Origin of the sequence: Streptomyces sp. YPW6 (assembly GCF_018866325.1) — a bacterium.
Classification (GTDB): domain Bacteria; phylum Actinomycetota; class Actinomycetes; order Streptomycetales; family Streptomycetaceae; genus Streptomyces.
Map to the genome: position 1 here is coordinate 5102650 of NZ_CP076457.1, position 26295 is coordinate 5128944.

22 protein-coding genes and 1 tRNA gene are annotated in these 26295 nt (G+C 74.1%); 9 read left to right on the forward strand and 14 right to left on the reverse strand.

From position 1 onward, the window contains the following. Positions 1-16: 16 nt before the first annotated feature. Positions 17-919 (reverse strand): ectoine/hydroxyectoine ABC transporter substrate-binding protein EhuB, encoded by a 903-nt coding sequence (ehuB, locus tag KME66_RS22585; protein WP_073216163.1) that lies wholly within the window; start codon positions 917-919, stop codon positions 17-19. 224 nt (positions 920-1143) lie between these two features. Here ehuB and KME66_RS22590 point away from each other — a divergent pair, with 224 nt between their 5' ends. Continuing rightward, positions 1144-1611 carry a hypothetical protein gene (locus KME66_RS22590; protein ID WP_216325270.1) on the forward strand — a complete coding sequence of 156 codons (468 nt, stop codon included), beginning with the start codon at positions 1144-1146 and terminating at the stop codon, positions 1609-1611. On the opposite strand, the gene KME66_RS22595 is transcribed toward KME66_RS22590, so the two are convergent. Beyond that, the gene (locus KME66_RS22595) at positions 1601-2608 is read right to left on the reverse strand and encodes a D-2-hydroxyacid dehydrogenase (RefSeq protein WP_216325271.1); all 1008 of its coding nucleotides are present in this window, start codon (positions 2606-2608) and stop codon (positions 1601-1603) included. The two genes, KME66_RS22590 and KME66_RS22595, sit on opposite strands and share 11 nt — an antisense overlap. A 280-nt stretch (positions 2609-2888) precedes the next feature. On the opposite strand from KME66_RS22595, the gene KME66_RS22600 reads away from it, so the two are divergent. After that, entirely contained in the window at positions 2889-3653 is a 765-nt protein-coding gene (locus tag KME66_RS22600) for a decarboxylase (RefSeq protein WP_216325273.1), read from the forward strand. A 107-nt stretch (positions 3654-3760) separates the two neighbouring features. Next, positions 3761-4903, forward strand: coding sequence for an LLM class flavin-dependent oxidoreductase (locus KME66_RS22605; RefSeq protein WP_216325274.1), 1143 nt, complete (start codon positions 3761-3763; stop codon positions 4901-4903). Positions 4904-5124: 221 nt separating this feature from the next. Here KME66_RS22605 and KME66_RS22610 read toward each other — a convergent pair whose 3' ends face one another. Further along, entirely contained in the window at positions 5125-7089 is a 1965-nt protein-coding gene (locus KME66_RS22610) for a bifunctional diguanylate cyclase/phosphodiesterase (RefSeq protein ID WP_216325276.1), read from the reverse strand. A 386-nt stretch (positions 7090-7475) separates the two neighbouring features. On the opposite strand from KME66_RS22610, the gene KME66_RS22615 reads away from it, so the two are divergent. Then, positions 7476-8717, forward strand: a complete 1242-nt coding sequence (locus KME66_RS22615; protein WP_216325279.1) for a M6 family metalloprotease domain-containing protein — start codon at positions 7476-7478, stop codon at positions 8715-8717. A 68-nt stretch (positions 8718-8785) separates the two neighbouring features. Here KME66_RS22615 and KME66_RS22620 read toward each other — a convergent pair. The 7 genes from KME66_RS22620 to KME66_RS22650 all read right to left on the reverse strand — a co-directional run bounded on the left by KME66_RS22620 (position 8786) and on the right by KME66_RS22650 (position 15294). Beyond that, a tRNA-Lys gene (locus tag KME66_RS22620) sits at positions 8786-8859 on the reverse strand. Beyond that, positions 8850-9548 (reverse strand): bifunctional DNA primase/polymerase, encoded by a 699-nt coding sequence (locus KME66_RS22625; protein WP_216325282.1) that lies wholly within the window; start codon positions 9546-9548, stop codon positions 8850-8852. Before KME66_RS22625 ends, KME66_RS22620 begins: the two co-directional genes overlap by 10 nt. Positions 9549-9744: 196 nt before the next feature. Further along, positions 9745-10086 carry a hypothetical protein gene (locus KME66_RS22630; protein ID WP_073216185.1) on the reverse strand — a complete coding sequence of 114 codons (342 nt, stop codon included), beginning with the start codon at positions 10084-10086 and terminating at the stop codon, positions 9745-9747. A gap of 99 nt (positions 10087-10185) precedes the next feature. Continuing rightward, positions 10186-11520, reverse strand: coding sequence for an AAA domain-containing protein (locus KME66_RS22635; RefSeq protein ID WP_216325287.1), 1335 nt, complete (start codon positions 11518-11520; stop codon positions 10186-10188). Positions 11521-11545: 25 nt separating this feature from the next. Next, positions 11546-13144 (reverse strand): hypothetical protein, encoded by a 1599-nt coding sequence (locus KME66_RS22640; RefSeq protein WP_253208613.1) that lies wholly within the window; start codon positions 13142-13144, stop codon positions 11546-11548. Then, entirely contained in the window at positions 13032-14378 is a 1347-nt protein-coding gene (locus KME66_RS22645; protein WP_253208614.1) for a hypothetical protein, read from the reverse strand. Before KME66_RS22645 ends, KME66_RS22640 begins: the two co-directional genes overlap by 113 nt. Further along, positions 14290-15294: a phosphatase PAP2 family protein gene (locus tag KME66_RS22650; RefSeq protein WP_216325294.1), complete on the reverse strand. Its 1005-nt coding sequence runs from the start codon at positions 15292-15294 to the stop codon at positions 14290-14292. Before KME66_RS22650 ends, KME66_RS22645 begins: the two co-directional genes overlap by 89 nt. A gap of 240 nt (positions 15295-15534) precedes the next feature. Between KME66_RS22650 and KME66_RS22655 the strand changes: the two genes are divergently transcribed. Then, the gene (locus KME66_RS22655; RefSeq protein WP_073216197.1) at positions 15535-16131 is read left to right on the forward strand and encodes a histidine phosphatase family protein; all 597 of its coding nucleotides are present in this window, start codon (positions 15535-15537) and stop codon (positions 16129-16131) included. A 237-nt stretch (positions 16132-16368) separates the two neighbouring features. Here the strand turns inward: KME66_RS22655 and KME66_RS22660 are convergent, their stop codons facing one another. Continuing rightward, positions 16369-17766: a tetratricopeptide repeat protein gene (locus KME66_RS22660; protein ID WP_216325297.1), complete on the reverse strand. Its 1398-nt coding sequence runs from the start codon at positions 17764-17766 to the stop codon at positions 16369-16371. Positions 17767-18049: 283 nt separating this feature from the next. On the opposite strand from KME66_RS22660, the gene KME66_RS22665 reads away from it, so the two are divergent. Together KME66_RS22665 and KME66_RS22670 are read left to right on the forward strand one after the other, a co-directional pair. Continuing rightward, entirely contained in the window at positions 18050-18457 is a 408-nt protein-coding gene (locus KME66_RS22665) for a hypothetical protein (protein WP_073216202.1), read from the forward strand. An 87-nt stretch (positions 18458-18544) separates the two neighbouring features. Next, on the forward strand, positions 18545-19495 hold the full coding sequence (locus KME66_RS22670) for a spermidine synthase (RefSeq protein WP_216325299.1): 951 nt from the start codon (positions 18545-18547) through the stop codon (positions 19493-19495). Between the two features lie 81 nt (positions 19496-19576). Here the strand turns inward: KME66_RS22670 and KME66_RS22675 are convergent, their stop codons facing one another. Then, a complete protein-coding gene (locus tag KME66_RS22675) occupies positions 19577-20143 on the reverse strand; it encodes a hypothetical protein (protein ID WP_216325302.1) in 567 nt (188 codons plus the stop codon). Positions 20144-20390: 247 nt separating this feature from the next. On the opposite strand from KME66_RS22675, the gene KME66_RS22680 reads away from it, so the two are divergent. Continuing rightward, entirely contained in the window at positions 20391-21107 is a 717-nt protein-coding gene (locus KME66_RS22680) for a response regulator transcription factor (RefSeq protein ID WP_073216211.1), read from the forward strand. Continuing rightward, positions 21104-22570 carry a HAMP domain-containing sensor histidine kinase gene (locus KME66_RS22685; RefSeq protein ID WP_216325305.1) on the forward strand — a complete coding sequence of 489 codons (1467 nt, stop codon included), beginning with the start codon at positions 21104-21106 and terminating at the stop codon, positions 22568-22570. Before KME66_RS22680 ends, KME66_RS22685 begins: the two co-directional genes overlap by 4 nt. A gap of 326 nt (positions 22571-22896) precedes the next feature. On the opposite strand, the gene KME66_RS22690 is transcribed toward KME66_RS22685, so the two are convergent. Continuing rightward, entirely contained in the window at positions 22897-24567 is a 1671-nt protein-coding gene (locus KME66_RS22690; protein ID WP_073216217.1) for a bifunctional aspartate transaminase/aspartate 4-decarboxylase, read from the reverse strand. A gap of 23 nt (positions 24568-24590) precedes the next feature. Beyond that, positions 24591-26294: an aspartate-alanine antiporter gene (gene aspT, locus KME66_RS22695; protein WP_216325308.1), complete on the reverse strand. Its 1704-nt coding sequence runs from the start codon at positions 26292-26294 to the stop codon at positions 24591-24593. Position 26295: the final 1 nt, after the last annotated feature.

Sequence of the window (26295 nt, forward strand, 5' to 3'; positions counted from 1 at the left end):
GCGCCCGCCCGCCCCGTCAGCCCTTGCACAGGTCCGCCGTCTTCAGGTCGGCGGGCGGGATCTCCGTCTCCCCGAACCCGTACGGCTCCAGCAGCTGCACATAGCGCGAGCGGTCGGAGACGATCTTCTTCAGCTCGCGGTTGAAGGAGTCCCGCAGGTCCTCGTTGCCCTTGCGGAACACCGCACCGCCGGGGGAGAACTGATCCTTGCCGTCCAGCTTCGGCACGAACGCCTCGGTGACCTCGGTGTCCGGGTTGGTCTTCGCCAGCCAGCGCAGCGAGATGCCGGTGAGGAGGAACGCGTCGATCCGGCCGCCCTTGACCGCGTCGGCCCCGTCCTGCGGCTTCTGGAGCGTCTTGATCCTGCCCTCGGAGATGCCGGCGCCCTTGGCGTAACTGCCCTCGACCGCACCGGACATCACGCCGATGGTGACCCCCGCCTCCTTCGCGGACTCCAGGTCGGTGAGCTTCTTCGGGTTGCCCTTCTTCACCATCAGCGCGGTCGGCGATATGAACTCCGGCTCGGAGAAGATCGCGTTGCCGCAGCGCTCCGGGGTGATGGCCATGCCCGCGCTGACCACGTCGTACTTCCCGGCCTGGAGCCCGGGGATCAGCCCGTCCCACTCGGAGAGCGTCGGCTTCAGCTCGTCCACCCCGAGCGCCTTGAAGATCTCCCGGTGCAGGGTCGGCGCCTCGCCCTTGAGCTCTTCGCCCTCCAGGTAGCCGTACGGGGCCTCGTTGGCGTACGCGACCCGCACGAAGCCCTGCTTGCGGAGCTTGTCCAGGGCGCCCTCGCCGGTCGCGGAGTCGGAGTCGGTCTTGCTGCACGCGGTGAGGAGGCCGGGAACGACGAGGAGGCCCCCCACGGCCGCCGTTCCGTTGAGGAAACCCCGGCGGGACAGGTTCGGGAATTCAGCCATGGTTCGCAATCTCCTGGAGGTCGAACAGTCCGGACAGGGTGAGCGCCTGCCCGATTCCGTACGTCTATGCGGGCAGGCGGAGGCATGTAACCCAACAGTGGCCGGAAGGAGACCTTCCCGTGCCCGGGGGAGGGCGGAGCGCGACCGGGGATGTGCGGCGCGTGTTCCCCGTCGGTGGACGGTTCATGACTCCACGTCCGTCACTTCTGTGATCAGCTGGTGCCATGGTTCCCCTATGGACAAGCGTCGTGGCGGTCGGGGGCACGCTCCTGGGAGCCGTGGTCACGCACCTCTTCCAACGCCTCACCGCCGCGCGCACGGAGAGGTTTGCCCGGTCGGAGGCGCTGCGGCAGGAACGCACCGCCACCTACAGTTCGTTCGCCGCCGCGGCGGAGGAGTACCGGCACGGGCAGGCGGGCCGCTGGTACCGCAAGGAGCGGGGCCGGACGGACGCCGAGTTCGTCGAGGCGCGCGACGAGGCCCACCGCCTGCGCACCGCCACCCGGCAGGTGCTCTACCGGGTCAAACTGCTCACCGACGACCCGGAGGTGGTCGGCGCCGCGGAAGAGGCCTACCGGTGCACGCGGGACGTCTCCACCGCCCGGGAGCAGGCCGAGCACGACGCGTTGGACACCGCGGCCAGGGAGGCCATCGAGGCGTTCGTCGTCCGGGCCGCGCCGCTCACCCGCTGAGCCGGCCGGGCCGGCCGGGGGACTTGCCGGCACCGGGGGACGCGTCGAGGTCGGCGGAGGGGACGTAACCGCGCGCCTTGTCGACCACGTTGGGCAACGGCTCGTTCCGCGCCCAGCGTTCGTACAGCGCGACGAACTGCTCGCCCAGCCGGTCGCGCCACCCCACCGTGTCCCCGCTCAGATGCGGTGAGACCAGCAGCCCCGGTACGTCCCACAACGGGCTGTCCGGGCCCAGCGGTTCGTCCTCGAACACATCGAGCGCCGCGCCCGCGAACCAGCGGCGGTCCAGCGCGTCCACCAGATCGGCCTGGACCACGCTCGCTCCCCGCCCCACGTTGATGAAACGCGCCGAGGGCTGGAGCAGGCCGAAGAAGCGGGAGTCGAACATCCCGCGCGTCGCGCCGGTCAGCGGGACCGCCGCGACCACCCAGTCCGCGCGCGCCGCCAGCCGGTCCAGATCCGCGGCCCCGTGGATGGTGCGCCGGGCGGTCCTCCCCACCAGGGCCACCGTGACCCCCAGGCCGTGCAGCAGCCGGGTGATCTCCCGGCCGATGGGGCCCGCGCCGACGACCACCGCCCGGGAACCGGCCACCTGCTGCCCCTCGCGGTGGTGCCAGCGCCGCTCCCGCTGGAGCGCGAGGGTGCCCGGGAGGTCCTTGGCCATCGCCAGCACCAGCCCCGCCACGTACTCCGCGACCGGCCGCTCGAAGACGCCCCGCGCGTTGGTGACCACGGTGTCGGAGGCGACCAGCTCCGGGCAGAGCAGCCGGTCCACGCCCGTGCTCGCCGTGTGCACCCAGCGCGGCCGCCGCCCCGGCCCCGGCCAGGCCTCCCGTACGGCGTCCGACGCGAAGTCCCACACCAGCAGTACGTCGGCGGCCGGAAGCCGCTCGGCGAGCGTGGTGGCGTCCGCGTACCGCACGTCCGCCCGTCCGGTCAGCCGGCCGAGCCGCGGGGAGGGGGCGGCGTCGAGAACGAGCAGCACGGGATCCGGCATGGGTGGTCGGCCCTCCGCGACGGAACGGACAAGATCGACCGCCCACGCTCGCAGCAGGTCACCGCCGCGTCAACGACGCCCGGCCGCGCGCCCCGGCGGCCGGGCGGGGGAATACTGGGAACAAGTCGGGGCAAGAGTGACCGGTCGCGCGGTCACGGCCACCGGAGCGTCCGGAAGGCCGCGGCGGCCCCGGGGCAGCCCCGTGTCGGGCCGCCCGCCGCGAGCGGGCGAGGGGCCCGCCCGCCGCGCGGCGAGCCGTCGACGCACAGGAAGGGTGGACATGACGACCGTAGGACTTCTCTACCCGGGCCACGCCGCCGAGGACGACTTCCCACGGACCGAGATCCTGCTCGACACCGACATCCGGCTGCCCCTGTTCTCCACCGAGACCGGTGAGGATGTCTACCGCGCCGACGCGCTGCGCGAGCAGGGCGCCCCCGGCCGGATCGCCGAGGGCATCGACGAGCTGCGCCTGGCCGGGGCCGAAGCGCTCGTCTGGGCCTCCAGCGGCGGCAGCTTCGGGCAGGGCTGGGAAGGCGCCCACGAGCAGGTCGCCACGCTCGCCCGGACGGCCGGGCTGCCCGCCTCCAGCACCTCCATCGGCTTCGGCCACGCGGTACGGGAGCTGGGGGCCCGCCGGGTCGCCGTCGCCGGGCCCTACCCGGACGACGTCACCGGGCTCTTCGCCGCGTTCCTGGCGTCGGCGGGTATCGAGGTGGTGGCCGCCGCGTCCGGCGGGGCCGGTTCGTCGGCCGAGGCCGGAGCCTGGGGCCCGGACGAGGTGAAGCGGCTGGTGCGGGAGGCGGACCACCCGGACGCCGAGGTGGTGCTGGTCCCGGACACCTCCCTGCACACCACCGCGTACGTCCCCGAGCTGGAGGAACTGCTCGGCAAGCCGGTGCTCACCGCCAACCAGGTCACGGTCTGGGAGGGGCTGCGCCTCGCCGACCGCCGGACCTGGGCCCCCACGCTCGGCACCCTGTTCGCCAGCCGCGAGCCGGTGCTGCGGCAGCTGGAGCCGAAGGGCATCGAGGTACGGGAGTAGCCCGCCGGACCGGTGCCGGACCCCGGCGGGAATAAAACGGAGCCGCCCTCCTGTTGTTGCTCTCCGATACGCAGACGTACGACAGCAGCACCGGGAGAGGCCGACACGTGGACGACATCCGAGGCGACGAGACCAGCGGCGACGCGAGCGGCCGGGCGGCCGACGGCGACGGGATCCGGGGCACCGCAGCCGGAACCGCCGCCGTTCCGCTGTCCGTTCTCGACCTGGTCACCGTGGGCCAGGGCCGCACCGCGAGCCAGGCCCTGCGCACCAGTGTGGAGATCGCGAAGCTCACCGAGAGCCGCGGCTTCCACCGCTTCTGGGTCGCCGAGCACCACTCGATGCCCGGGGTCGCCTCCTCCTCCCCGGCCGTGATCCTCGCGCACATCGCCGCCCACACCGGGCGCATCCGCCTCGGCTCCGGCGGGGTGATGCTGCCCAACCACGCCCCGCTGGTGATCGCCGAGCAGTTCGGCACCCTGGAGGCGATGGCGCCGGGCCGGATCGACCTCGGCCTCGGCCGGGCCCCCGGCACGGACGGCGCGACGGCGGCGGCGCTGCGGCGCAGCGACCGGCTCGACGAGGGCGCGGATGACTTCCCGCAGCAGCTCATGGAGCTGATCCGCTTCCTGGACGACGACTTCCCCGACGGGCACCCGTACGCCCGCATCCACGCCGTACCGGGTCCGGTCCAGGCGACGTCGCCCGGCGGCGTGCAGTCCGCGCACCGGCCGCCCGTCTGGCTGCTGGGCTCCTCCGGCTTCAGCGCGCAACTGGCCGGGACGCTGGGGCTGCCGTTCGCCTTCGCGCACCACTTCTCGGCGCGGAACACCGTCCCCGCGCTCGACCTGTACCGCGAGTCCTTCCGGCCCTCCGGCGTTCTGGACGCCCCGTACGCCCTGATCGGGGTCTCGGCGCTGGCCGCCGACGACGAGCGCGAGGCCCGCCGCCAGGTGCTCACCGGGGCCCTGTCCATGGTCCGGCTGCGCACCGGCCGCCCCGGGCTGATCCCGAGCCCCCAGGAGGCGGCGGCTTACGACTTCTCCCCGATGGAGCGGGAGTTCGTCGACGGCTGGCTGGCCAACGTCATCCACGGCACCGCCGACGAGGTCCGCACCGGTCTGGACGACCTGGCCAAGCGCACCGGCGCCGACGAGCTGATGATCACCGCCAACGCGCACGGCGGGGACGCGCGGCTTCGCAGCTACGGGCTGATCGCGGACGCGTACGGCCTGCCGAACGCCGCGTAGGACCGGCCGTCGCACGGGCCCCGGGGGCGTCGGCTTGCGGTGGCCGTCCCGGGGGCGTCCCGGGGCGTCGGGGGCACGGGCTTGCGGCGGTGGTCCCGGGGCGCCCTGACGCGCGGGACGGCCCCGGTAGGTCCGAGGCGCGGGACGGCCCCGGGGCGCCCCGATGCGCGGTACGGCCCCGGTAGCCCCGCCGCGCGGGGTGGCACCGGCCGTCCCGGGCCTCAGCCCTCCAGCGGCCGGGACCCGATCAGTCCGGCGATCTGCTCCGGCGCCACGGCCCGCGAGTACAGCCATCCCTGCCCGGTGTCGCAGCCGATCCGCCGCAGCCGCTCCGCCTGCCCGGCCGTCTCCACGCACTCCGCGGTGACGGTCAGGCCCAGGCGGTGCGCCAGCTGCACCATGGCCTCCACAATCGTTTCGTCGGCGGGGCTCGGATGCGTACCGTCCTCGTACCGGAAGCCCTTCACGAACGCCCCGTCCAGCTTCAGTACGGAGACGGGCAGCCGGCTGAGGTAGGCGAGGTTCGAATACCCCGTCCCGAAATCGTCGATGGCGATCCGGACGCCCATGTCGCTCAACGCCTGGAGCGCTCTCAGCGGGCGGCCCCCCGAGCCCATCACCGCCGACTCGGTCAGTTCCAGCTGAAGCAGCCCGGGGGCGAGTCCGGTCTCGGCCAGGATCTGCGCCACGTCGGACACCAGGTCGGAGTCCCAGACCTGCCGTACGGCGACGTTGACGCTGATGAACAGCGGCGGCTCGTCCGGATGGTCCAGCTGCCAGCGGCGGGCCTGCCGGCACGCGGTGCGCAGCACCCACCGGCCGAGCTGGACGATCGAGCCGTCCTCCTCGGCGATCTGGACGAACCGATTCGGCGGCAGCACGCCGAACTGCGGGTGGTTCCAGCGCACCAGCGCCTCGACCCCGCGCAGCACTCCGTCCGCCATGCCGACCAGCGGCTGGTACTCCAACGTGAACTCGCCGCGCTCCACGGCGGGCCGGAGCGTGGAGGACAGCGACTGGCGGGTCATGCGGTGGGCGTTGCGCTCGGGGTCGAACACCGTCCAGCGGGCCCGGCCGTCCGCCTTCGCCCAGTACAGCGTGGTGTCGGCGGCCTGCATCAGACCGGTGGGCGAGGTGCCCGCGGCGGACCGCTCGACCACCCCGATCGACGCGGAGACCGAGAGCCGCTGGCCCGCCAGGTCGAACGGCTGCTGGAGCGCGGCGAGGACCGAGCGCGCCAGATCCGTCAGCTCCCGGGTGCCGGCCGAGTCCTCGACCAGGATCGCGAACTCGTCGCCGCCCAGCCGCGCCACCAGCCGGTTGCCCCCGGCGTTGCGGGAGGCGTCGTTCTCGGCGCAGTCGGTGAGCCGCGCGGCGACGGCGGCCAGCAGCCGGTCCCCGGTGCGGTGGCCCAGGGTGTCGTTGATGGCCTTGAAACCGTCCAGGTCCAGGTAGCACAGGCCGATCCGGGCGCCCTGCCGGGACGGCAGGGAGTCGTCCTGGTACGGCGGGGTCTCCAGGGCCGAGGCGAGGCGCTCGAAGAACAGCGTCCGGTTGGGCAGCCGGGTCACCGGGTCGTGCATCTGGAGATGGCGCAGCCGCTCCTGGAGCTCCCGCCGGTCGCTGATGTCCGTGACCGTCAGGAGCACCCGCGCGGACTCCGCCGCCGAGGCTCCCGTCATCGGTACGACGGTGATCTCGGCCCACAGGAAGCGCCCGTCGGGGTGCTTGAGCCGACGCGTGCAGCGGAACCGGGAACGGCGGCCGAGGAGGACCTCGCGGTAGGCGTGCCAGGTGCGCTCGTCGCCGGCGAGGTCGAGCAGTTCGCACGCCTGCCGCCCGGCGAGGACCGCCGCCGCGGTCCCCAGGAGCCCGCCGAGCGCCTCGTTGGCCCGTACGACATGGCCCCGGCCGTCGACGACGCCCATGGGGAGCGTGGCGGCGTTGAACGCGGCCCGGTAGTCGCGCAGCTCGGCTGCGGTGGAGTCGGGTCCGGCCCCGGCGGGACGGGCCCGGGCGGCGTCGCTCCGGGAGGAATCGGCCCCGGCGGGATCGGCGCCGGCGGGATCGGTCCGGGTGGGGCCGGTCCCGGCCGCGGCCGTCGTATGACGCTCCGTGACCGGCGCGGCGGGCGCGCCCGGGGCCGTGCCTGCCGAGGCCCTCGGCCCTTCGGAGGTTCCGCTCACCGCTCGCTCCCGCTGTGAAGGTCGTTGTGAACTGGTGGGGTCGGACTGGCCGCCGGGTGGTGGTCCCGTGAAGGGGCCCGTTCCACGCGGGAAAGCGTGGTGAAGCATAGAGGGTGCCGCGTCGGCCGTTCCAGCTCACCGTTCGGTCCGGGCCACCGTGCGCGGCCGGAAGTGAGCGGCATCAGTCGTTCCGCTTTGCCCGGTCCTGGTCAATTCTGCGCGGATCTGTTTCATCGGGCGGCTGGACTGACTGACGGTGACGTTCCGTGAAGGTGTGGGTGGCGATTTTGACCGCTGACCCGTGTGGGGCAGCACAACAGGGCGTGGCGTGGTGAAGCGGCACAGGGTGGACGGGATGGAGCGTTTTTCCCCACCCGGAGGTCGATGTGCCGTCCCGTCGCGGGCCCGGGGGAGCGGAACGGCCGCCCCTGCGCAGTCTGGCCGCCGCCGCCACCTCCCTGCTGGCGCTCGCCGCCATGTCCCTCGTCGCCGGCCCCGCCGCGGCCGCCACGGGTGACGCCACCTCCTGCGCCCTGCCCCGGACGGCGGCCCACCACTCGCTCGGGCTGAACACCTGGAACGCGGCCTACCCGCGCCCGGATCAGAGCCTCGACGCGGTCATGATCTTCCTGTCCTTCCCGGACTCCGAACCCGTGCTCACCCCCGAGGTGCTCACCGCCGACCACTTCCCCGCCACCACCCGCTTCTTCGAGCGCGCCAGCTACGGCCGGTTCACCCTGCGCCCGCACCCGCAGCGGAGCTGGACGCGGATGCCGCGCGACTCCACCTGGTACGCCATAAAGCGGGACTGGAACGCCGAGCGGCGCACCGCCTACCTCCGGGACGCCATCGCCGCCGCCGACGACGACGTGGACTTCTCCCGGTACGACGTGGTCTACCTGGTGGCCGACCCGGACGCCCCCGGTGTCGACTCCGACGCCACGAAAGTCGTCAACTTCGACCGGCCGCTGCGCGCCGACGGCCATGACATCCGGCGCGTCGTCACGGTCTTCGAGCAGCACCCGCCCGACCGCAACGTCCTCGCCCACGAGACCGGCCACGTCTTCGACCTGGCCGATCTCTACCACCGGCCCACCGACGGCGAGGGCGACTGGGACACCTACGTCGGCGACTGGGACGTCATGGGGAGCCAGTTCGGCCTCGCCCCCGACCTGTTCGGCTGGCACAAGTGGAAGCTCGGCTGGCTCGGCGGCCGGCAGGTCGTCTGCGTCCAGGGCTCGGCCGACCTCACCCTGGAACCGGTCGCCGCCGCCCCGGTGCCCGGCGGCTCGATCGGGACCCGGCTCGCCGTCGTCCGTACCGGCTCGGACAGCGCCCTGGCCATCGAGGCCCGCAGTGCCACCGGCAACGACCGGGGCACCTGCGCGGAGGGCATCCTGATCTACCGCGTCCGCAGTGAGACGGCCTCCGGTGGCGGACCCGTCGAGGTCGTCGACACGCATCCGGAGACCGGGGCGTGCTGGGACCGATCGGTCTACCCGCCGCTGGCCGACGCCCCGCTCGGGGTCGGCGAGACCTTCACCGTCCCCGGCGACGCGACCCGTGTCGAGGTCGCCGACCGCACCCCGTCGGGCTCCTGGACCGTCCGGATCACCGCCGGGGTCTGAAACCTCCCCGCCGGTCCCGGCGCAACACGAAGAAGCCCCCCGCTGTCGCGGAGGGCTTCTTCTGTCTGTGCGCCGTCAGGGACTCGAACCCCGGACCCGCTGATTAAGAGTCAGCTGCTCTAACCAACTGAGCTAACGGCGCCTGGTGACGTCGTAGACACTAGCACCCTGATCCGCCCGAGGAAAAATCGACGGTGCGGCAGCCCGCGGGGAGGCGGACCGGCTCACCCGCACACAGGCCCAGAGCAGCACATCGGGCCCCGGGAGCCACGGGTTGCGGGTGTCGGGCGCGACCAGCCAGCGCGGCCCGCCCTCCGACGACGCGCAGGTCAGCGGGGGTACGGTCACGGCGTCCCCGGTGCCGTGGCAGAGCAGGGGCGGCACCGGGCCGAGCGCGTCCCCGGAGCCTCCGGCCCCCTCGCGACCGTCGGTTCCCCACTCCTCCCAGGCGAGCAGCGAGGGCAGCCGCTGGGCCGTTCCCGGGGCCGCGAACAGCAGCATCCGCCCCCGGTGCGTGGCGACCGGCCCGGAGCCGGGCCCCTCCGCCCAGAGCCGCTCCAGCATCCGCCGCCCGAACAGCGCCGGCACGTTCACCACGTCGAAGGCGGAACCGCAGGGCAGCACCCCGGGGGCCGTGGGGTGCTCCTCCCACTGGGCGAGCGTGCTGCGCGGGTAGGGGGAGGCCCCGGCCAGCCAGGCGGCACCGGCCGCCGTGACCTGCGCGGCCTGGGAGCCGGACTGGTCGCGCAGCAGGGCGAAGAGGTCGACGCCGTGGTGCGCGACGGCGGCACCGGCCTGCAGGGTCGTTGCGTCTTTCAGCCATGCGCTCATGAAGCAAAGGTCTACCGGGAGTGACGGAACTGATTCCGAGAGTTGCCGGAAACCGGGACAGGTGGGGAGGGGGAGGGGTATCTTGCCCGCCGGAATATGCCACGGGACCTGACCCGGGGCCTGATGGCGCAGCACCCGCCCCGGCCGCCCCACGGACCACCCCTGTCCCAGAGGCCCCGCGGGACCGTCAGGTCCGTCAGGCTCTCGGGGAGTCCAGCAGCGAGCGGCCGAACTCGATCATCTTCTTCGCGTAGTCCTCGGTCCACTCCGCACGCTCCGCGACGTCCGCCGCGGTCAGCCGGTCGAACCGGCGCGGGTCCGCGAGCTGCGCCGCCGCCATCGCCTGGAACTCCACCGACCGGTCCGTCGCCGCCCGGAAGGCCTGCGTCAGCTCGGTCGCCCGGGCCAGCAGCTCACGGGGGTCCTCCATCGACTCCAGGTCGAAGAAGTGCTCCGGGTCCGCCGTGGCCTGAGACGGCTCGAAGAGCAGCGGCGCGGGGCGCAGCCGCTGCCGTTCGTTCCGCTCGGACTCTGTCATGTGCTGTTCCTCCCTCGCACGGCCGGGACGGCCACCCTCCATTGTCCAACCCCGCGCAAGAGGGCCCCGGGCTCCGCTGCGGCCGAACCCCGGGCTCCGCTACGGCCGCCAGCGCACCCGGTGCTCCGCGAGACGGGCCAGCACCGCGTGGTTGGCCTCCCAGCCGTCGGGGAACTTCACCGTGACGCCCAGCTGGACCGGCTCCGTGGACGGGTGCTCGTCCAGCAGGTCCGCCACCCCTTCCCGGCACACCACGACGCACGCGTGCCGGTGCCGGGACGCCAGCACGCACAGGCGGCCCGTCTCCAGGTGGAAGGCTGTGGCGTCGGGACGGCCCGACAGCGGGTGCAGCACCACCGTGACGTCGAACTCGCGGCCCTGGAGCCGGTTCGCCGTGTCGACCGCGACCCCCGTGACGCCCAGCTCCGCGAGCGCCGCCCGCACCGCCGCCGCCTGGTCCCGGTGGGCCGTGCCGACCGCCACCCGGTCCGCCGTCACCGGCACCGGCTGCTCGGCCCGCTCACTGGTGGCGACGCCGCCCCGGTCCAGCAGCCGCCGCACCACCAGGGCCACCGCCCGCACGGCCTCGGGGTCGGTGCGCGGGGTGTGCCGGGCGGGCAGCTCCAGCAGCCCCCACCCGGACTCCGCCGCCTCGTCCAGCACCCGGTCGGGCCCCGACCCGTCCGACGCCACCCCGAAGGAGAGCTTCCGGTCCCCGTGGCCCGTACCGCTGCGGAACGGCGTGTACGGGTAGAACGCGTCCGACACCAGCGGGGCCGCCGACGCCGGCAGCCGCCAGGAGACCGGCAGCCGGTGCTGCGGCAGCTCCGGGTTGTGCGCGAGCAGCGTGGACACCGCGCTCGCGGACGGGTCGTAGCTCAGCCCCGCCCACTGGTCCGCGCCCACGATCGAGAACGGGTCCAGCTGCCCCGGGTCGCCGACGAACAGCGCCCGCTCGAACAGCCCGGCCACCGCCAGCAGCGCGTCCGACCGCATCTGGTACGCCTCGTCGACGATGGCGTGCCCCCACGGCTCCACGTTCTTCACGTGGGCCCACTTGGCGGCCGTCGAGATCACCACGTCGAGCCCGGCCAGATCGGCGGCCTTCGCGGACTTCGTGACGTTGGCGAGGCCGTCCAGCACCTTGTCGTACGGGTCGGAGTCACTGCTGTGGAGCCGCCCCACGGGCAGTTCCGGGTCCTTCTCCGCGAGCCGGACCACCAGGTCGTCGACCTGGGCGTTCGTCTGCGCGATCACCATCAGCGGGTGCCCTGCGGCGGCCAGCTCCAGCGCCGCCCGGACCACCAGCGTCGACTTGCCCGCGCCCGGGGGCGAGTCCACGACGACGCCCCGGCTGGCGCCGTGCAGGGTGTCGTCGAGGATCGCGCCGGTCGCACGGGCCGCCGCCGCGCCCGGGTCGAAGACGGTGCTCACGGAAGGTCCTCCCGACGGGCGATGGTCACAGCAGGTCCTCCGGGGTCACGGGGTCGGGTTGCTCCGCACGCGCCGCGGCGTCCGCGCCCGGCGGCCCGCCGTGGGTCCACGGCGTCTCCTCCGGGTCCGGCAGCTTCGGCCCGCCGCGCTGGTCGTGCTCGAACAGGGTCCAGGCGATCCGCTCCCCGGGCTCGGGCACCGAACCGGGCGCGGGCTCCTTGCCCCGGCCCATCCGGTCCAGGATCCGCAGCACCAGCAGGATCGCGCCGCCCGGCTCCGTCTCCTCCTCGGCCCGCACGAACTCCGCCGTCTGCGGCTTGCCCTCCAGTGAGCGGTAGACCTTCGTCCGCTCGCCCAGATGCGGCCGCTCGTCCGTGCGGACGGTGACCAGCGGGCGCGGTGACGGCCGCTTCGACTCGGTGTACGTCATCGTCACGTCCGTCACCGTGCCGAGGAACGCTTCGCCCGCCAGCCGCCGCCCCGCCAGCACCAGCGGATCGTCGAGTGCCTCCTGCGCCTCCAACTGGGCCTGGGCGGTCTCCCGGGAGGCCAGCTTCTGGGCCGCCGTCACCGCGTCGTCACGCCGCGGCTGCGGCGGCTCGCCCGAGCGGACCCGGTCGCGGTGCCCGGTGAACGACCAGCGGTCCCGGGTCCAGCGGTCCTCGGCCCGGGACCCCTCGGGCAGCTCCCGCAGCAGGTCGAGACCGCGCCAGACCGTGTCCCAGGTCGGCAGCATGACGCGAGCCAGCAGCGAACGGATCTCCCGCTCGGCGGCGCTCAGCTCGCCCAGGCGCGCATCCGCGGCGAGTCCGTCCTCGGCGGACGCGAGCGCCGTGCGCGCCCGGTCGTACCGCTCGACCGCCGGGGCCAGCAGCCGGTTGTCGAAGTCCGGGTCGGTGGCCGGACCGGCCGGCGGGCAGAGCAACTGGCCCTCCCCGTCCCGCGCCAGCTCCGCCCGCAGCGCGGCCTCGGCCCCCGAGGAGCCGGCGGGCGGGTCGATCCAGGACAGCAGCGCGCCCAGGTGCTGGTCCTCCAGACTGCTCTGCCCGGTCGCCCAGTGCCGGTTCAGCAGATCGGTGGCGGCCAGCAGGAGCGAGGAGCCGGGCACCCGGGCCCGCTCCCCGTAGTGCGTCAGCCAGCGGCCGAGCAGCGGCACCCGGGCCGGGGCCGGATACGGGGTGTCCGGATCGTCCTCGGCGGTACGGCGGAACCGCATGGACCGGCCCAGCAGCCGGACGAACTCGACGCCGGCCCGGCTCGGCACGATCAGCTGGCCGGCGTCCGTGCACAGCTCGACCTCGACCCTGGTCTTCCTGCCCGTCGCCGGATCGGTCTCGTTGCGCTCGGCGGGCTCGACGACGTCCGCGTACGCCTCGATGTGCGGAAGGACCGCCTCCGCCAGCTCGGCCAGGAACGCGAACCGCAGGTCCCGGTCGCGCGGCTGCGCGACGGCCAGCAGCCGGGGCGCCTCCCGGTCCGTGCCGACCAGCGCCCCGAGCGGGGCCCCGGCCTCACCGGCGGTGGTCAGCGGCACCAGCACCAGCGGCCGGTCGGTGAGATGGCGGTGGCGGACGGTGGCGAGCGGCTGGGCGCGGCCGGTGTCGACGGCCTCCAGCCGGGCCAGGGTGGTGATCAGCGACACGCGGCCGCCCCTTCCGGGGCCCCGGCGCCCGCGACGGAGGAGGCTTCCCGCGCCCCGGCCCGCAGGACGGCGGCGCTCTCAGGGCCTCGGCCCGCAGCGCGGCGGCGCGGCGCAGCGCCGCGACCGTCGGATCGGCGGGATCACCCTCCTTGCCCGCGGCGGCGGCCAGCACCCCGGCCACCGTGGTCAGCCCGCCCAGCTCGCCGCGCACACCGCGGCCCAGCGCCTCCACCGCCCCCTCGGCCCGGGACTTCGCCCGGCAGTGGAAGGCCAGCTCGCACGCGGCCAGGCACTCCGGGGCGTACGCCGGGGGCACCGCCGCCACGGCCGCGTCCAGCTCCTCGGACGAGCACGCCGGGTCGAACGTCGTCCCCTCCGGCAGCTCCGCCGCGATGTCCTCGATCCGGGTCAGCCGGGTCAGCTGACGGCGGGTCACCGCACGCTGCTTGCGGACGTCCACGACGGAGGCGGTCGGCAGGTTCGAGAAGTCCTTGGGGCAGACCAGCAGCACCCGCTGCGCCACGTGCGCACCCTCCGTCACCGCGGCGACCCGCTCCAGCGCCAGCACGTACACCGCGGCCTGCCGCGCGGCGGCACCGACCTTCGACGCGTCGGCGGAGGCGTCGATCATGGGAAACGACTTGATCTCGACGACGGTCCACCGGCCGTCGGGGTGCACGACCACCGCGTCCGGTTCCAGATAGGCGGGGGAGCCCGCCACCTCCAGGGCCAGCATCGGGTGGTCCAGCAGGGCCCAGCCGCCCGCCGCCGTGGCCTCCCGCAGGGCGAGCGCGGTGCGTGCGGCACGGCCCTCGGGCCCGGCGGCGCTCAGATCGGGCGTGGCGACGTCCGGGCCCGGGGCGAAGGAGCCGCCCAGGCGCTCGTACAGCAGGCGGAGCAGCTCCGCGCCGCCGTCGGCCTTGACCTTCGCCTCGAAGGCGTTGCCCCGCATGAAGGCGAACTGGGACTGCCCGAAGGGCGCGGGGGAGCCGAGCGCGGTGGCCAGCACGCCCTTGTCCACCCCGGCGCCGTCGAGCAGGGCCCGCCGCTTGCAGCCCGGGTTGGCGGCGAGGGCGGCCAGGGCTCTGGCGTCCAGCGGGTGCGGTGCGACGGACGGGCCGCGCAGCTCAGAGAGCCGCTGCCGGAGCGTCGTCGCTCGCGTCCGCGTCGGCGGCGGTTCCGACTGCCGGGCCGCCGACTGCCGTGCCGGGGGGATCTGCGGAGGTGGTCCGCTGGCCGGGGATGCGCTCACCCGTGGAAGTCTTGCACCCGGTACTGACATCCGGGGACACGGTTGCCGGAATCGACGCGGCGACGGTGCTCGCGCCGCCCCGCTTCCGGCCGCCGGGGAGGCGGCCCGGCAGGACGCCGGCCAGCCGTGCCTTGACCCCGTCGGCGAACCGGACGACGGGCTTCACCAGCAGGGCCCCGAGACCCATCACGGCCGCGCCCGCGACGGCGTCCAGGAAGTAGTGGTTGGCGGTGCCCATCACGACGATCGTGGTGATCAGCGGATAGGCGATCCCCGCCGCCCGTATCAGGGGGTGGCGGCCGTGCCGCCACAGCAGGATGCCGCACCACAGCGACCAGCCGACGTGCAGGCTCGGCATCGCCGCGTACTGGTTGGTCATCCCGCTCAGGCCGCGCGGCGCGCTCGCCCCCTCGCCCCACCAGCCGTAGGCGCTGTACTGCGCCATCGTGTCGACGAAGCCGTGGCTCGCGTCCAGCAGCCGGGGCGGGCAGGTCGGCATCAGCGTGAAGCCGACGAGCCCCAGCAGCGTGGAGTTCATCAGCCAGACCCGGGCCGCCCGGTACGCCGCCGACCTGCGCCGGAACATCCAGACGAGGACGGCCGGGGTGACCAGGTAGTGCAGGGACGCGTAGGCGAAGTCGGCGGGTATGCCGAGGGACGGGGTGCTCGTGAAGAGACGGTTCAGCGGCTCCTCGGCGTTGAGGTACAGCGCCTGTTCGAGCCGGAGGATCGCCAGTCCGTGGTCGACCGCCGTCGACACGTCGCCGCGCACCAGGAGGCGGCCCGCGGAGTACAGCGCGTACACCACCGCGATCAGTGGCAGCTCCGTCCACCAGCGGGGCCGGTGGCCGGTCGCGGGCGGCGCGGTGGCGTGCGGCATCCGGTAGCTCTCCCCTTGTTCATGCGGCCGACGACGAACGTTCAACCGTACGGCGGCGCCGTGCCGCCGCATCCCCCGGGGGTCCTCTTCCGGACGTCCCGTACGCAGCGGTCCCGCCGTGGTCCGATTCCGTGGCCGGGACTGCGCAGGAGGGGACGCCCGCCGGGGCCGGGAGGTTGCCTGGCGGCCCGGTGCGGGATGATGGAGGAACCCAGCACCAGCGTTCCAGGGAGAGCCTTCATGGCACCGCGCATCCTGCTCGCCCGGCACGGCCAGACCCAGTGGTCGGTCCGGGGCAACCACACCGGCAGGACGGACATCCCGCTGCTGGACGGCGGGCGCGAGGGCGCGAAGCTGCTCGGCGAGCGGCTGCACCGGGCGCCCTGGGCGGGGCTGCCCGGCGTCGAGGTCCGCACCAGCCCGCTGGTCCGGGCCGCCGAGACCTGCGAACTCGCCGGGTTCGGGGAGCGGGCGGAGCCGTGGGACGCCCTGATGGAGTGGGACTACGGGGCGTACGAGGGGCTGACCCCGGCCGAGATCAAGGCGGACCGGCCCGACTGGCTGATCTGGCGCGACGGGGTGCCGGGCGGGGAGTCCGTCGCCGCCGTCACCGCCCGCGCGGACGAGATCGTCGCCTGGGCGCGGTCGGCGGACCGGGACGTGCTGGTCTTCGCCCACGGCCACATCCTCCGGGCGCTGGGGGCGCGGTGGCTGGGGGAGGACCTGTCCTTCGGTGCGCGCATCCGCCTGGAGCCGACGTCGTTGTCGGTCCTGGGCTGGGCGTACGGCCTGCCGGCCGTGGAGCGCTGGAACGACACGGGCCACCTGGACCGCTGACCACCCCGGCCCGTCCGGCGTCCGAGGACGCAGCCGTCCGGCCGGCGGGCGTCGGCCGGACGGTTCCCCGCGCCGCATCCATCCCGTCCGGCACTCGGGGAATCCCCGGGCACGTTGCAGCCCGTCCGGCACTCGGAAGATCGCCGGGCGGTCTCCCAGCCGTCCGGCGCTCACGGACTCCCGGGCCCACCGGGCCGGGCGGTCGCCGCCGGACGGGCTGAAGGAGGGGGCGCCCCCCTACGCGCCGGAAGCGCCGGCCGCGTGGCGGGTCAGGAAGGACGACACCTCCGTCGCCCCCGTCCGGGGGCCCAGCACCCGGGCCGCGCCCGCCAGCATCCCCCGGATCCGCGACGACTGCACCCGGGTCAGCAGATCCAGCACCTGGTGCCCCGTCACCGCCGCCTCGTCCGCCCGGCCCGCGCGGGCCAGGTCACCCGTGAGCTGGGCCCGGTACAGCGCGAGGTTGCGGGTGAAGTGCGCGTCCTGGAGCACGACCGCCCGCCGTCCGTGCCGCGCCGCCCGGGACCAGTCGCCCAGCGCCGACCAGCACTGCGCCTCCAGCAGTTCCAGCTCCGCCTCCCGGAAGAAGCTCATCCACTCCGGATCGCCCGCCGCGGGCCCCCGCTCGAACGCCGCCCGCGCCCGCCCGATCGCCCGGTCGCACCCCGTACGGTCGCCGAGCCCCGCCCGGCCGCCCGCCTCCCGGAGTGCCAGCAGCGCCAGCAGCCGGGGCGACCCCAGCGTGCGGGCGGCCCGCAGACCGGCCTCCGCCGCCCGGACCGCCTCGCGCGGCCGTCCCGCGTCCCGGGCCAGGAACGACGTGTTGCAGAACGCGTGCGCCTCCAGGCCCGCGTCCCCCGCCAGCCGCGCCGTGGCCAGCGCCTCCGCGTAGTGCGAGCGGGCGTCGTCGAAGCGGCCGGAGTCATGGGCCAGCCATCCCACCGAGATGGCCAGCTCGCCCGCGCCGGTGTGCAGCCGGTCCGAGGTGGATCGCCGTGCGGTGCTCCCGGCGTCCAGCAGCTCGTACGCCGCGCGCAGCGGCTGCGCGGCCCGCCGGTAGAGGCCGTCGGCGCCGTGCCGGTCGTCCAGCAGCCGGATCTGCCGCACCGCCTTCTCGACGGCGCTCACCTCCGCCTCGCCGACCCGGCGCTGCGTGGGCAGGGAGACCCGGGCGGCGGAGGCGGGCGCCCCGCCGAGACCCAGGGAAGCGGCCGCCACCGTGGCGGTTCCGCTCGTCATGAACACGCGACGCAGCACGTCGCTCTCCTCGGGGATGTCGTCGGTATCGGTGTCGCGGTGCGAGGGGGCGGGCCCCGGTGGGACGGCCCGGGACGCGTCCGTGGGCGGGGGCTCGGACACGACCCGGGCGCCCCGCCCCCGTACGCTCTCGCGGGCCGAGAACCCCAGGTCGGTCAGGGAAGCCCCGGGGAACATGTGCCGGAAGACGCGCTCGTAGGCGTAGTTGGGGCAGCGGATCTCCCCGGACTCCACGCGCCCGATGTACCGGGCGTCGCACGCGACCTGCTCGCCGATCTCCCGGGCCGCCCTGCGGACGGCCGCCGCGAACTCCCCGGCGGAGCGCTGTCCGCGCAGCTGACGGAAGGCGAGGTTGGGAACTGCCCCTGTCGACGCCATGCCGGCCCCTCTCTGGTGCAGCCGGGGCTCGTGCCACCCGGCGTCCCCCGGGCCTCCCCGGTCGCCCCGGAGTTCCGGTGTCCCGGCGGAGCAAGAACGTACCTGCTGTGACGGCACGCACACACAGCGTTTCGTTGCGAAAGGGGGCATACCGACCGCGATCCGCCATGAACTGCCACCCTTTGCGGCGGTGTGGGGCCGTAGCCCTTGACGCGCCCCCGGCGTTGGTCCACGTGGAGACGGAGCGTGGCTCCGTTCGGCGATGAGAGGAGGGGTTCCCTTGTTGCACCTCGGCAGGGAGACCGGCTCAGGGACGACCACGACGACCCCCGCCCCGGCGGACCCGCCCCTGGACCTCGTCACGGTCCCGGCGCGGCAGGGCCTGGAAGCCGTGGACATCCTCCGCCGCGGCGGCGACCAGGAGGCCGTCGGCCCGGTCCTGCACGACGGGGCCTGCGACACCCTCGGCTTCCTCGTGCCGCCGGGCACCGCCGACGGCTGGGACGTACCCGGCAGCGCCTGCACGCGGACCGACGGCCGCGGACTGCGCATCCCCGCCGAGCCGCCGGTCTCCGGATCCGGCTGGCTGCTCCCGCCGGCCGAGGACGCCCCGGTCACCGACCCGGCCGTGCTCCGCGCCGCCCTCGACCAGGCGGCCCGGCTGATCGAGGCGGCCGACAGCTGCTGCTGAGCCCATAATGGCCGGACGGGCGGAACCTTTCCGCACAGCTCCGTCAGACCGGCGAACCCGGGCCCCCAGCAGCAAGGACCAGCGAACGTGGCACGTCGAGGAACGCCGGGCCGAGGCAAGGGGAAGGGCGCGGACAAGGCCGCCGCAAAAGGTGCCGCGCCGCAGGGCCGCCAGGGCTCCGGGCGCGGCGGCCGGGCCGAGCGCGAAGCCGTCTCCCGGCCGGTCGGCGGCGGCGTGGCCGAGCTCATACCCGACCGCGAGCGCCCGCACGGCTGGACGCTGCTGATCGACGACGCCCCGCAGTCCCACGTGGACCTCGACGACCCCACGCACCTCGCGTTCGCCTACCAGCGCCGCCTCGGCCACATCATCGACCTCGCCGCACCCCCGCTCCAGCCGCTGCACGTCCTGCACCTGGGCGGCGGCGCCTTCACCCTCGCCCGGTACACCGCCGCGACCCGCCCCCGTTCCACCCAGCAGATCGTCGAGCTCGACGCGCCCCTCGTGCAGTTCGTCCGCGACCACCTCCCGCTGGACCCCCAGGCCCGTGTCCGGGTCCGGGCGGCCGACGCCCGCGAAGGGCTCGGCAGATTCCCCGACGGCTGGGCGGACCTGGTCATCGCCGACGTGTTCGGCGGAGCCCGTACCCCCGCCCACCTCACCTCCGCCGAATTCCTCGGCGAGGTACGCCGGGTGCTGAAGCCCGGGGGGCGCTACGCCGCCAACCTCGCCGACGGGCCCCCGCTCGCCCATCTGCGCGGCCAGGTCGCCACGGCCGCCGCCGTCTTCCCCGAACTGGCGCTGGCCGCCGACCCGGTGGTGTGGCGGGGCCGCCGCTTCGGCAACGCGGTGCTGCTCGCCTCGGCCCTGCCGCTCCCGGTCGCGGAGTTCACCCGGCGGGTGGCGGGCGATCCGCACCCCGGCCGCGTCGAACACGGCCGTGCGCTCACCGACTTCACCGGCGGTGCGGCCGTCGTCACCGACGCGGCGGCCAAGCCGTCGCCCGCGCCCCCGCCGTCGGTCTTCGAGAACCCGTGACCGGGCCCCGAGGCCGGAGGGCCCGACCGGAGCGTGGCCGGGACGCCTGACCGGAACCCCTGATCAGGAGGCCGCCGCAGCCTACGGTTCGACGATCTGCACCATCGGCGGCGTCCCGTTCCAGGTGCAGAACACCGAGAACGTCGTGCCGTCCTGTCCGCCCCCGTCGCTGAAGTCCACCCGGATCCAGGCGTCGTTCTTCCACACCTGCATCGACCAGCCCGGCTCGGGCGTCGCCGAGACGAGCTTCGCCGAGTCGGCGCCCAGCTCGAACACCACCCGGCCACCGTCGGTCCGATAGCTCTTCACCTGCCCGGAAGCCTTCGCCGGAGCCGACCGTGCGGGCGGTTTCTCCGGGGTCGCCGACGGCGTACGCGAGGGGCGCGGCGCCGACGCCGACGGGCGCGCGTCACCGGTGTCCGACGAGGCGGAGGGGGAGGGCGATGTCCGGTGCGTCGAGGAGACGAGCGGCGCCTCGGTGCTCTGCCCGATGCGCTGGGGAGCCCCCGCGCCCACCGAGATCGGTACGGCCCGGGGCGGGGCGTACGCGGTCCCCGTCATGACCGTGTGCACACCCCACCACGAGAGCGTGACCGCCGCGCCGGTGGCGAGCGTCCACGCCAGCGCGTGTACGAGTCCTCGTTGCATCGGGCACATCCTGCCCCATGCGGCCCGCTCCCGCCCCGCCCCGGGTCCCTCGGCCCACGCGGCCCGTTCCCGCCCCGCCCGCCCGCCCGGCCGGCTCCCGCCCCGCCCCGACCCGCCGGCTCCCGCCCCGCCCCGGGCCGCCTCCCGTTCCGCCCGGCCCGGCCGGGCCAACGCCCTTCTCCGGCCTTTGCGGAGGATTCCGACGGGGCCGGGACCGGGCCCGCCGCCATGGCGTACGGTGCCGCCCATGGCAAGTGTGCTCGTGGTCGAGGACGACCAGTTCGTACGTTCCGCCCTCATCCGGCACCTCAGTGAGGCCTCCCACACGGTACGGAGCGTGGGCACCGCGCTCGAAGCGCTGCGCGAGGTCGCGCATTTCCGCTTCGACGTGGTCATCCTCGACCTCGGACTGCCCGATCTGGACGGCGCGGAGGCGCTGAAGATGCTGCGGTCCATCACCGACGTGCCCGTCATCATCGCCACCGCCCGGGACGACGAGAGCGAGATCGTCCGGCTGCTCAACGACGGCGCCGACGACTACCTGACGAAACCGTTCTCCGTCGAGCACCTCTCCGCCCGGATGGCCGCCGTCCTCCGCCGCTCGCGGGCCGCCGGGAGCGAGGCGCCCCCGCCCCGGGTCATCCGCGTCGGTGGGCTCTCCATCGACCCGCTGCGGCGCAGCGCCGAGCTGGACGGGGCCGGACTCGACCTCACCCGGCGCGAGTTCGACCTGCTCGCCTTCCTGGCCGGGCGGCCCGGGGTGGTCGTCGCCCGCAGGGAGCTGCTGGCCGAGGTCTGGCAGCAGTCCTACGGCGACGACCAGACCATCGACGTCCATCTGTCCTGGCTGCGCCGCAAGCTGGGCGAGACCGCCGCCCGCCCGCGCTACCTGCACACCCTGCGCGGCGTCGGTGTGAAGCTCCAACCGCCCGCCGACGCGCCCGCGGTGGAGCCGCCCGCATGAGATGGGCCCTGGTCAAGGTCTGCCTGGCGGTCACCGCGATGGTCGTCATCGCCTTCGCCGTACCGCTCGGACTCGTCATCCGGGAGATGGCCAGCGACCGGGCCTTCTCCGACGCCGAACGCCAGGCCGGCACCATCGCCCCGACCCTCTCCATCACCACCGACCGCGAGGAGCTCACCCGCGCCGTCCTGTCCACCGAACCGGGCGACCGGGGCCACCTCGCCGTCCACGTCCCGGCCCCCGACCGGGCCCGGTCCGAGGACACCGACGCGGAAGGGGCCGCCGACGGGCCCCTGGACATCGGCACCCGGCGCGCCGCACCCGAGGACGTGGAGACCGTGCGCAAGGCCGGGCGGGCCTCGATCACCGAGGTCACCGGCGGGTTCGCGCTGCTCCAGCCGACCGCGCTGAGCACCGGGGAGATCGCCGTCGTCGAGGTGTTCGTCCCCGAGGGAGAGGTGTCCAACGGGGTCGCCACCGCCTGGCTGATGCTGGCGGGCGTCGGCCTCGCCCTGATCGTGGGCTCGGTCGCGGTCGCCGACCGGCTCGGCGTACGGATGGTGCAGCCCGCCCAGCGCCTCGCCGGGGCCGCCCAGGACCTGGGGGAGGGGCGCCTCGGTACCCGGGTCCCCGAGGAGGGGCCCACCGAACTGCGTTCCGCCGCCGTCGCGTTCAACTCCATGGCCGATCAGGTCGTCCAGCTGCTGGCCCACGAACGCGAGCTGGCCGCCGACCTCTCGCACCGGCTGCGCACCCCGCTCACCGTGCTCCGGCTGAACGCCGCGTCCCTCGGCGAGGGCCCGGCGGCCGAGCAGACCCGGGCTGCGGTCGAGCAGTTGGAGCACGAGGTCGACACGATCATCCGCACGGCCCGCGAACAGGCGCAGACCCAGGGCGGACAGGCGGAGGCGGGCTGCGACGTGTCCGAGGTGATCCGCGAACGCATGGGCTTCTGGTCGGCGCTCGCCGAGGACGAGGGCCGCGAAGTGCGCCTCGCGGGAGTCGACCGTACGGCCCGCATCCCCGTTGCCCGGCCCGAACTGGCGGCCGCGCTCGACGCGTTGCTCGGCAACGTCTTCCGCCACACCCCCGAGGGAACGGCCTTCGCCGTCGACGTCCACCACAGCGGTGACGCGGTCATCGTGCTCGTCTCCGACGCCGGCCCGGGGATCGACGACCCCGAGGCGGCCCTCGCCCGGGGCGCCAGCGGGCGTGCCGGGGCGCGGGGCTCCGTCGGCTCCACCGGCCTCGGCCTGGACATCGTGCGCCGGGTCGCCGAGTCCACCGGCGGTGACCTGCGCATCGGCCGGTCCGTCCTCGGCGGCACCGAGGTTCGGATCTGGATCGGGCTGCACGGCGACCGCCCCGAGCGCGGCCGGCGCGGCCACGGCCGCCGGGTGGGCCGCCGCGTCGGCCGGCAGCGGCGCGAGCAGAACCGGGCCGCCGCCGAGTCGCCGCATTAACCCGCTCCGATGCGTTCCTTAAGCGGAACCTAAGAACACCGCCCGCTGTCCGGATCGCCCCTTTCGCCGGTTGTGCGGCCGATAGCGTGCTCGTGAAGCAACCCGGGGACGTCGTCGAACCCCCACCTCCCCCGGGGCCCCCACGTCGGCCCCCGCCGCCACCGTTCGCCCCGGTGGCGGCGGGGACACCGGCTCCCGACCTCCGTGCGGCACAGGCGCCCCCCACCGCCGTGCCGGCCGCGCACCGTCCCCCAGCCGCGCGTCCCGGCCGGACCCCACCCCACCTCCGGCCGGGGCGCGTTCCGCCCCGCGCCCGAAGGACGTCCTCAGACTCCGGACGGGCCGGCAGCGCCACCCGCCCGCCACTCCTCGGCGTACGCGTCGAAGATCGCCCGCAGATGGTGGCCGATCTTCAGGTAGTCCAGGTCGTCCAGGTTGGCCAGCGACACCCGGACCGACCACTGGGGGCCGTCGAAGCCACCGCCGTTGAGCAGGACCACCGAGGTCTGCTCGGCCAGCCGGAACAGCGGGTCGACCGGCTCGTAGTTCTGCTCCAGGAAGTCGGCGAACGGCTTTCCGTGGGTCCGCTCCGCCTCGGCCAGCAGGTCCAGTTCGATGTAGTACGCCGCCCGCTTCGGATCCTCCGAGATCTTCATGTGCGCGCCCTCCAGCAGGAGGTCGAGCCGCTGCCGGACGATCGCCCGGATCCGGTGCTTGTACGCCTGCCCCTCGTCCAGCATGTCGAACAGCGAGAACAGCGCCATCATCACCTGCTGCGGCAGCGAGAGCCCCGCCGTGTGGTTCAGCGCCACCTGCCGGGAGTCCGCCACCAGCCGGTCGATGAACCGCATCTTCTCCGGCTCCAGCGACAGCGATCCGTAACGCCTGCCGAGCCGGTCCTTCTGCGCCCGGTCCTGCTCCGCCAGCATCGCGTCGATCACGTTGTCGTCGTGCAGCGCGATCACCCCGAGCCGCCAGCCGGTCGCCCCGTAGTGCTTGGAGTAGGAGTAGACGAGGAGCGTGTTGCGCGGCAGGTCGGCCGCGAGCGAGCGGAAGCCCTCCACGAACGTCCCGTACACGTCGTCCGTGACGATGATCAGGTTCGGGTTCCGCTCGCCGACGACGGACACGATCTGCTCGCAGACCCGCGGGGAGAGCGCCAGCGAGGGCGGGTTGCTCGGGTTGACGCAGCAGACCAGCTTGATCGAGGGGTCCGCGAGCTTGGCGATCTCCTCCTCCGGGTAGCGCCACTGCCGCACCCCGGTCTCGGTGAACAGGCTCGCCTCCACGTGCACCACGTCGAAGTCGTACGTGTCCAGCTCGGGGATCTCCAGGTACGGGGTGAACACCGGCACCATCAGGGCGATCCGGTCGCCCTTGGCCAGGATCCCGTTCTTCATCAGCGAGTCGAAGATGTAGCACATCGCCGCCGTGCCGCCCTCGGTGGCGAACAGGCTCAGCGTCTGTCCCTCCGGCGGCCGGTGGTCGAACATCTCGTCGGCGACGTAGCCGCGCACGATCTCCTCGGTGTGGCGCAGGATCCGGTCCGGCACCGGGTAGTTGTCCCCGATCGAGGAGTCCGTCAGCTCGTGCAGGAACGCCTCCCGGTCGAAGCCGAACCGCTTCACCGCCAGGTCCACGCACGCCTTCAGCAGCTCGATCCCCGGCAGTTCCGGGTGCGTTCGGACGAAGTGGTCGAAGCGCTCCGCGCACCCGGCCTCCTCCGGCATGCCGCCCAGGTTGTCGGCCGTCCACACCCGCCGGGACTCCGAGATCGCGAAGTAGCCGAGCGCGTGGTACGCCTCGCGGGGGCCGGTGGCGACCCAGTTCGGGTTGCCACGACCGGCGTTGAGCATGGCCCGGGTCGTCTTCCCCTTCTGGCCCGGCCGGCCGCTCTGCGCGTCCGTCGCGATGCGGATGAAGGTGTCCTTCAGCTCGAAGGGGGAGAGCTGGGCGTAGGACCGGATCTCTTCACGGCTGAGGCTGGTCTTCGGCATGGCGGTGTCCGTTCCGTAACAGGTCAGTGGTTGAGCAGGACGATCACGGCGCCCCACACCGTCAGCAGCACGTTGCCGACGGCGTACGGGATGGTGTAACCGAGCGTGGGGATCTGGGACTTCGAGGTCTCGTTGACGGCGCCGATGGCCGCCGTGGTGGTCTGGCCGCCCGCCAGGACGCCCATCAGGACCGGGAACCGGATCTTCTGCACGTGGTGGCCGACCAGGAAGCCCACGACCAGCGGAACGACGGTGGCGACGGCCCCCAGGAGCAGCAGACCCCAGCCGGCCGACGACAGACCGCTGGTGAAGCCCGGCCCGGCGTTGATCCCGACGACCGCGACGAAGAGGCACAGCCCGAGGGTGTCCATGAACCACTGGGCGCCCGGCGGCACATTCCCGTACGTCGGGTACTTGCCGCGGATCCAGCCGAAGACCAGGCCCATGATCAGTCCGCCGCCGGAGGTCGACAGCGAGATCGGCACCCCGCCCGCCGTCAGCGCCGGGATGCCGATGCAGCCGCCGAGGAAGATGCCGAGACCGACCCAGATCATGTCCGTCGCGAAGCTCGTCGGAACGGGCGTGCCCAGGGCCTTCCCCGCCGGACCGACCAGCCGCTCGGGACCGGTCAGGACCAGCGTGTCGCCCCGCTCCAGCTTCGTGGACAGCCGGTACGGGAAGAGGGCCCCGGCCCGGTAGAGCTTGTCGACATACACCCCGACCATGAACGGCTCCCGCCGCACCTCCTCGATGGTCCGGCCGATCTGCGCCTTCTCCGCGACGACCACGTGCAGGGTCTCGGTACGGTAGCCCAGCAGCGCGACGTCGTCGGCCTCCGCCCCGATGCGGGTACGGGCGTCGAAGGCCACCAGGTCGCCCCGGACGGCGCTGACCGCGACGGTGTCGCCGAGCTGGAGGGTGCGGGACTGGTCGTGCTCCAGCACCGTGCCGTCGCGGCGGATCCCGGTGAGGTAGACCCGGCGGCCCAGCGCCTTCTGCTGGTCCTCGAAGTCCGCCACCGAGCGCCCCACCAGATCCGGCCGCTGGACGGTGTACGCGCGCAGGACCACCTCGTAGTAGCCCTCGCCCTCGTCCGGGCTCTCGTCCGGCGCGTCCAGCTCCGCCGCGAGCTCCGCGCTCTCCCGCGCCAGATCACGGCGGTAGAGCCGGGGCAGCACGTTGGCCAGGAGCAACGCGCACAGGATCGTGCCCAGCGGATACGTCACCGCGTAGCCGACGGCGACCAGGTTCTCCTCGGTCTTCACCTGGTCGCCGGACAGCCCCGGCAGCGTGCCGATCGCGTCCTGGGCGACCCCGATCGCCGCCGACTGGGTCAGCGCCCCGCTCATCAGTCCGGCGCCGAGACCGGGCCCGTAGCCGAGCAGCCGGGCGAAGAGCCAGGAGACCAGCAGCCCGGTCACACAGACGACCACCGCGTTGACGACCTGCGGCAGACCGTCCTTCTTGAGCCCCCGGAAGAACTGCGGGCCCACCCGGTAGCCGAGGGCGAACAGGAACATGATGAAGAACAGGTTCTTCACCGTGTCGTCGATCTGGACCTTGAACTGGGCCCCGAGCAGGAGCCCCGCCACCAGACAGCCCGTCACCGCGCCCAGCGCGATCGCCCGGTAGCGGATCCTGCCCAGCAGGAAGCCGAACGCGACCACGAGGAAGACGAGCAGCTCGGGATGGGGCTGGAAGATGTTCCGGTTCAGGAAGTCGACCACG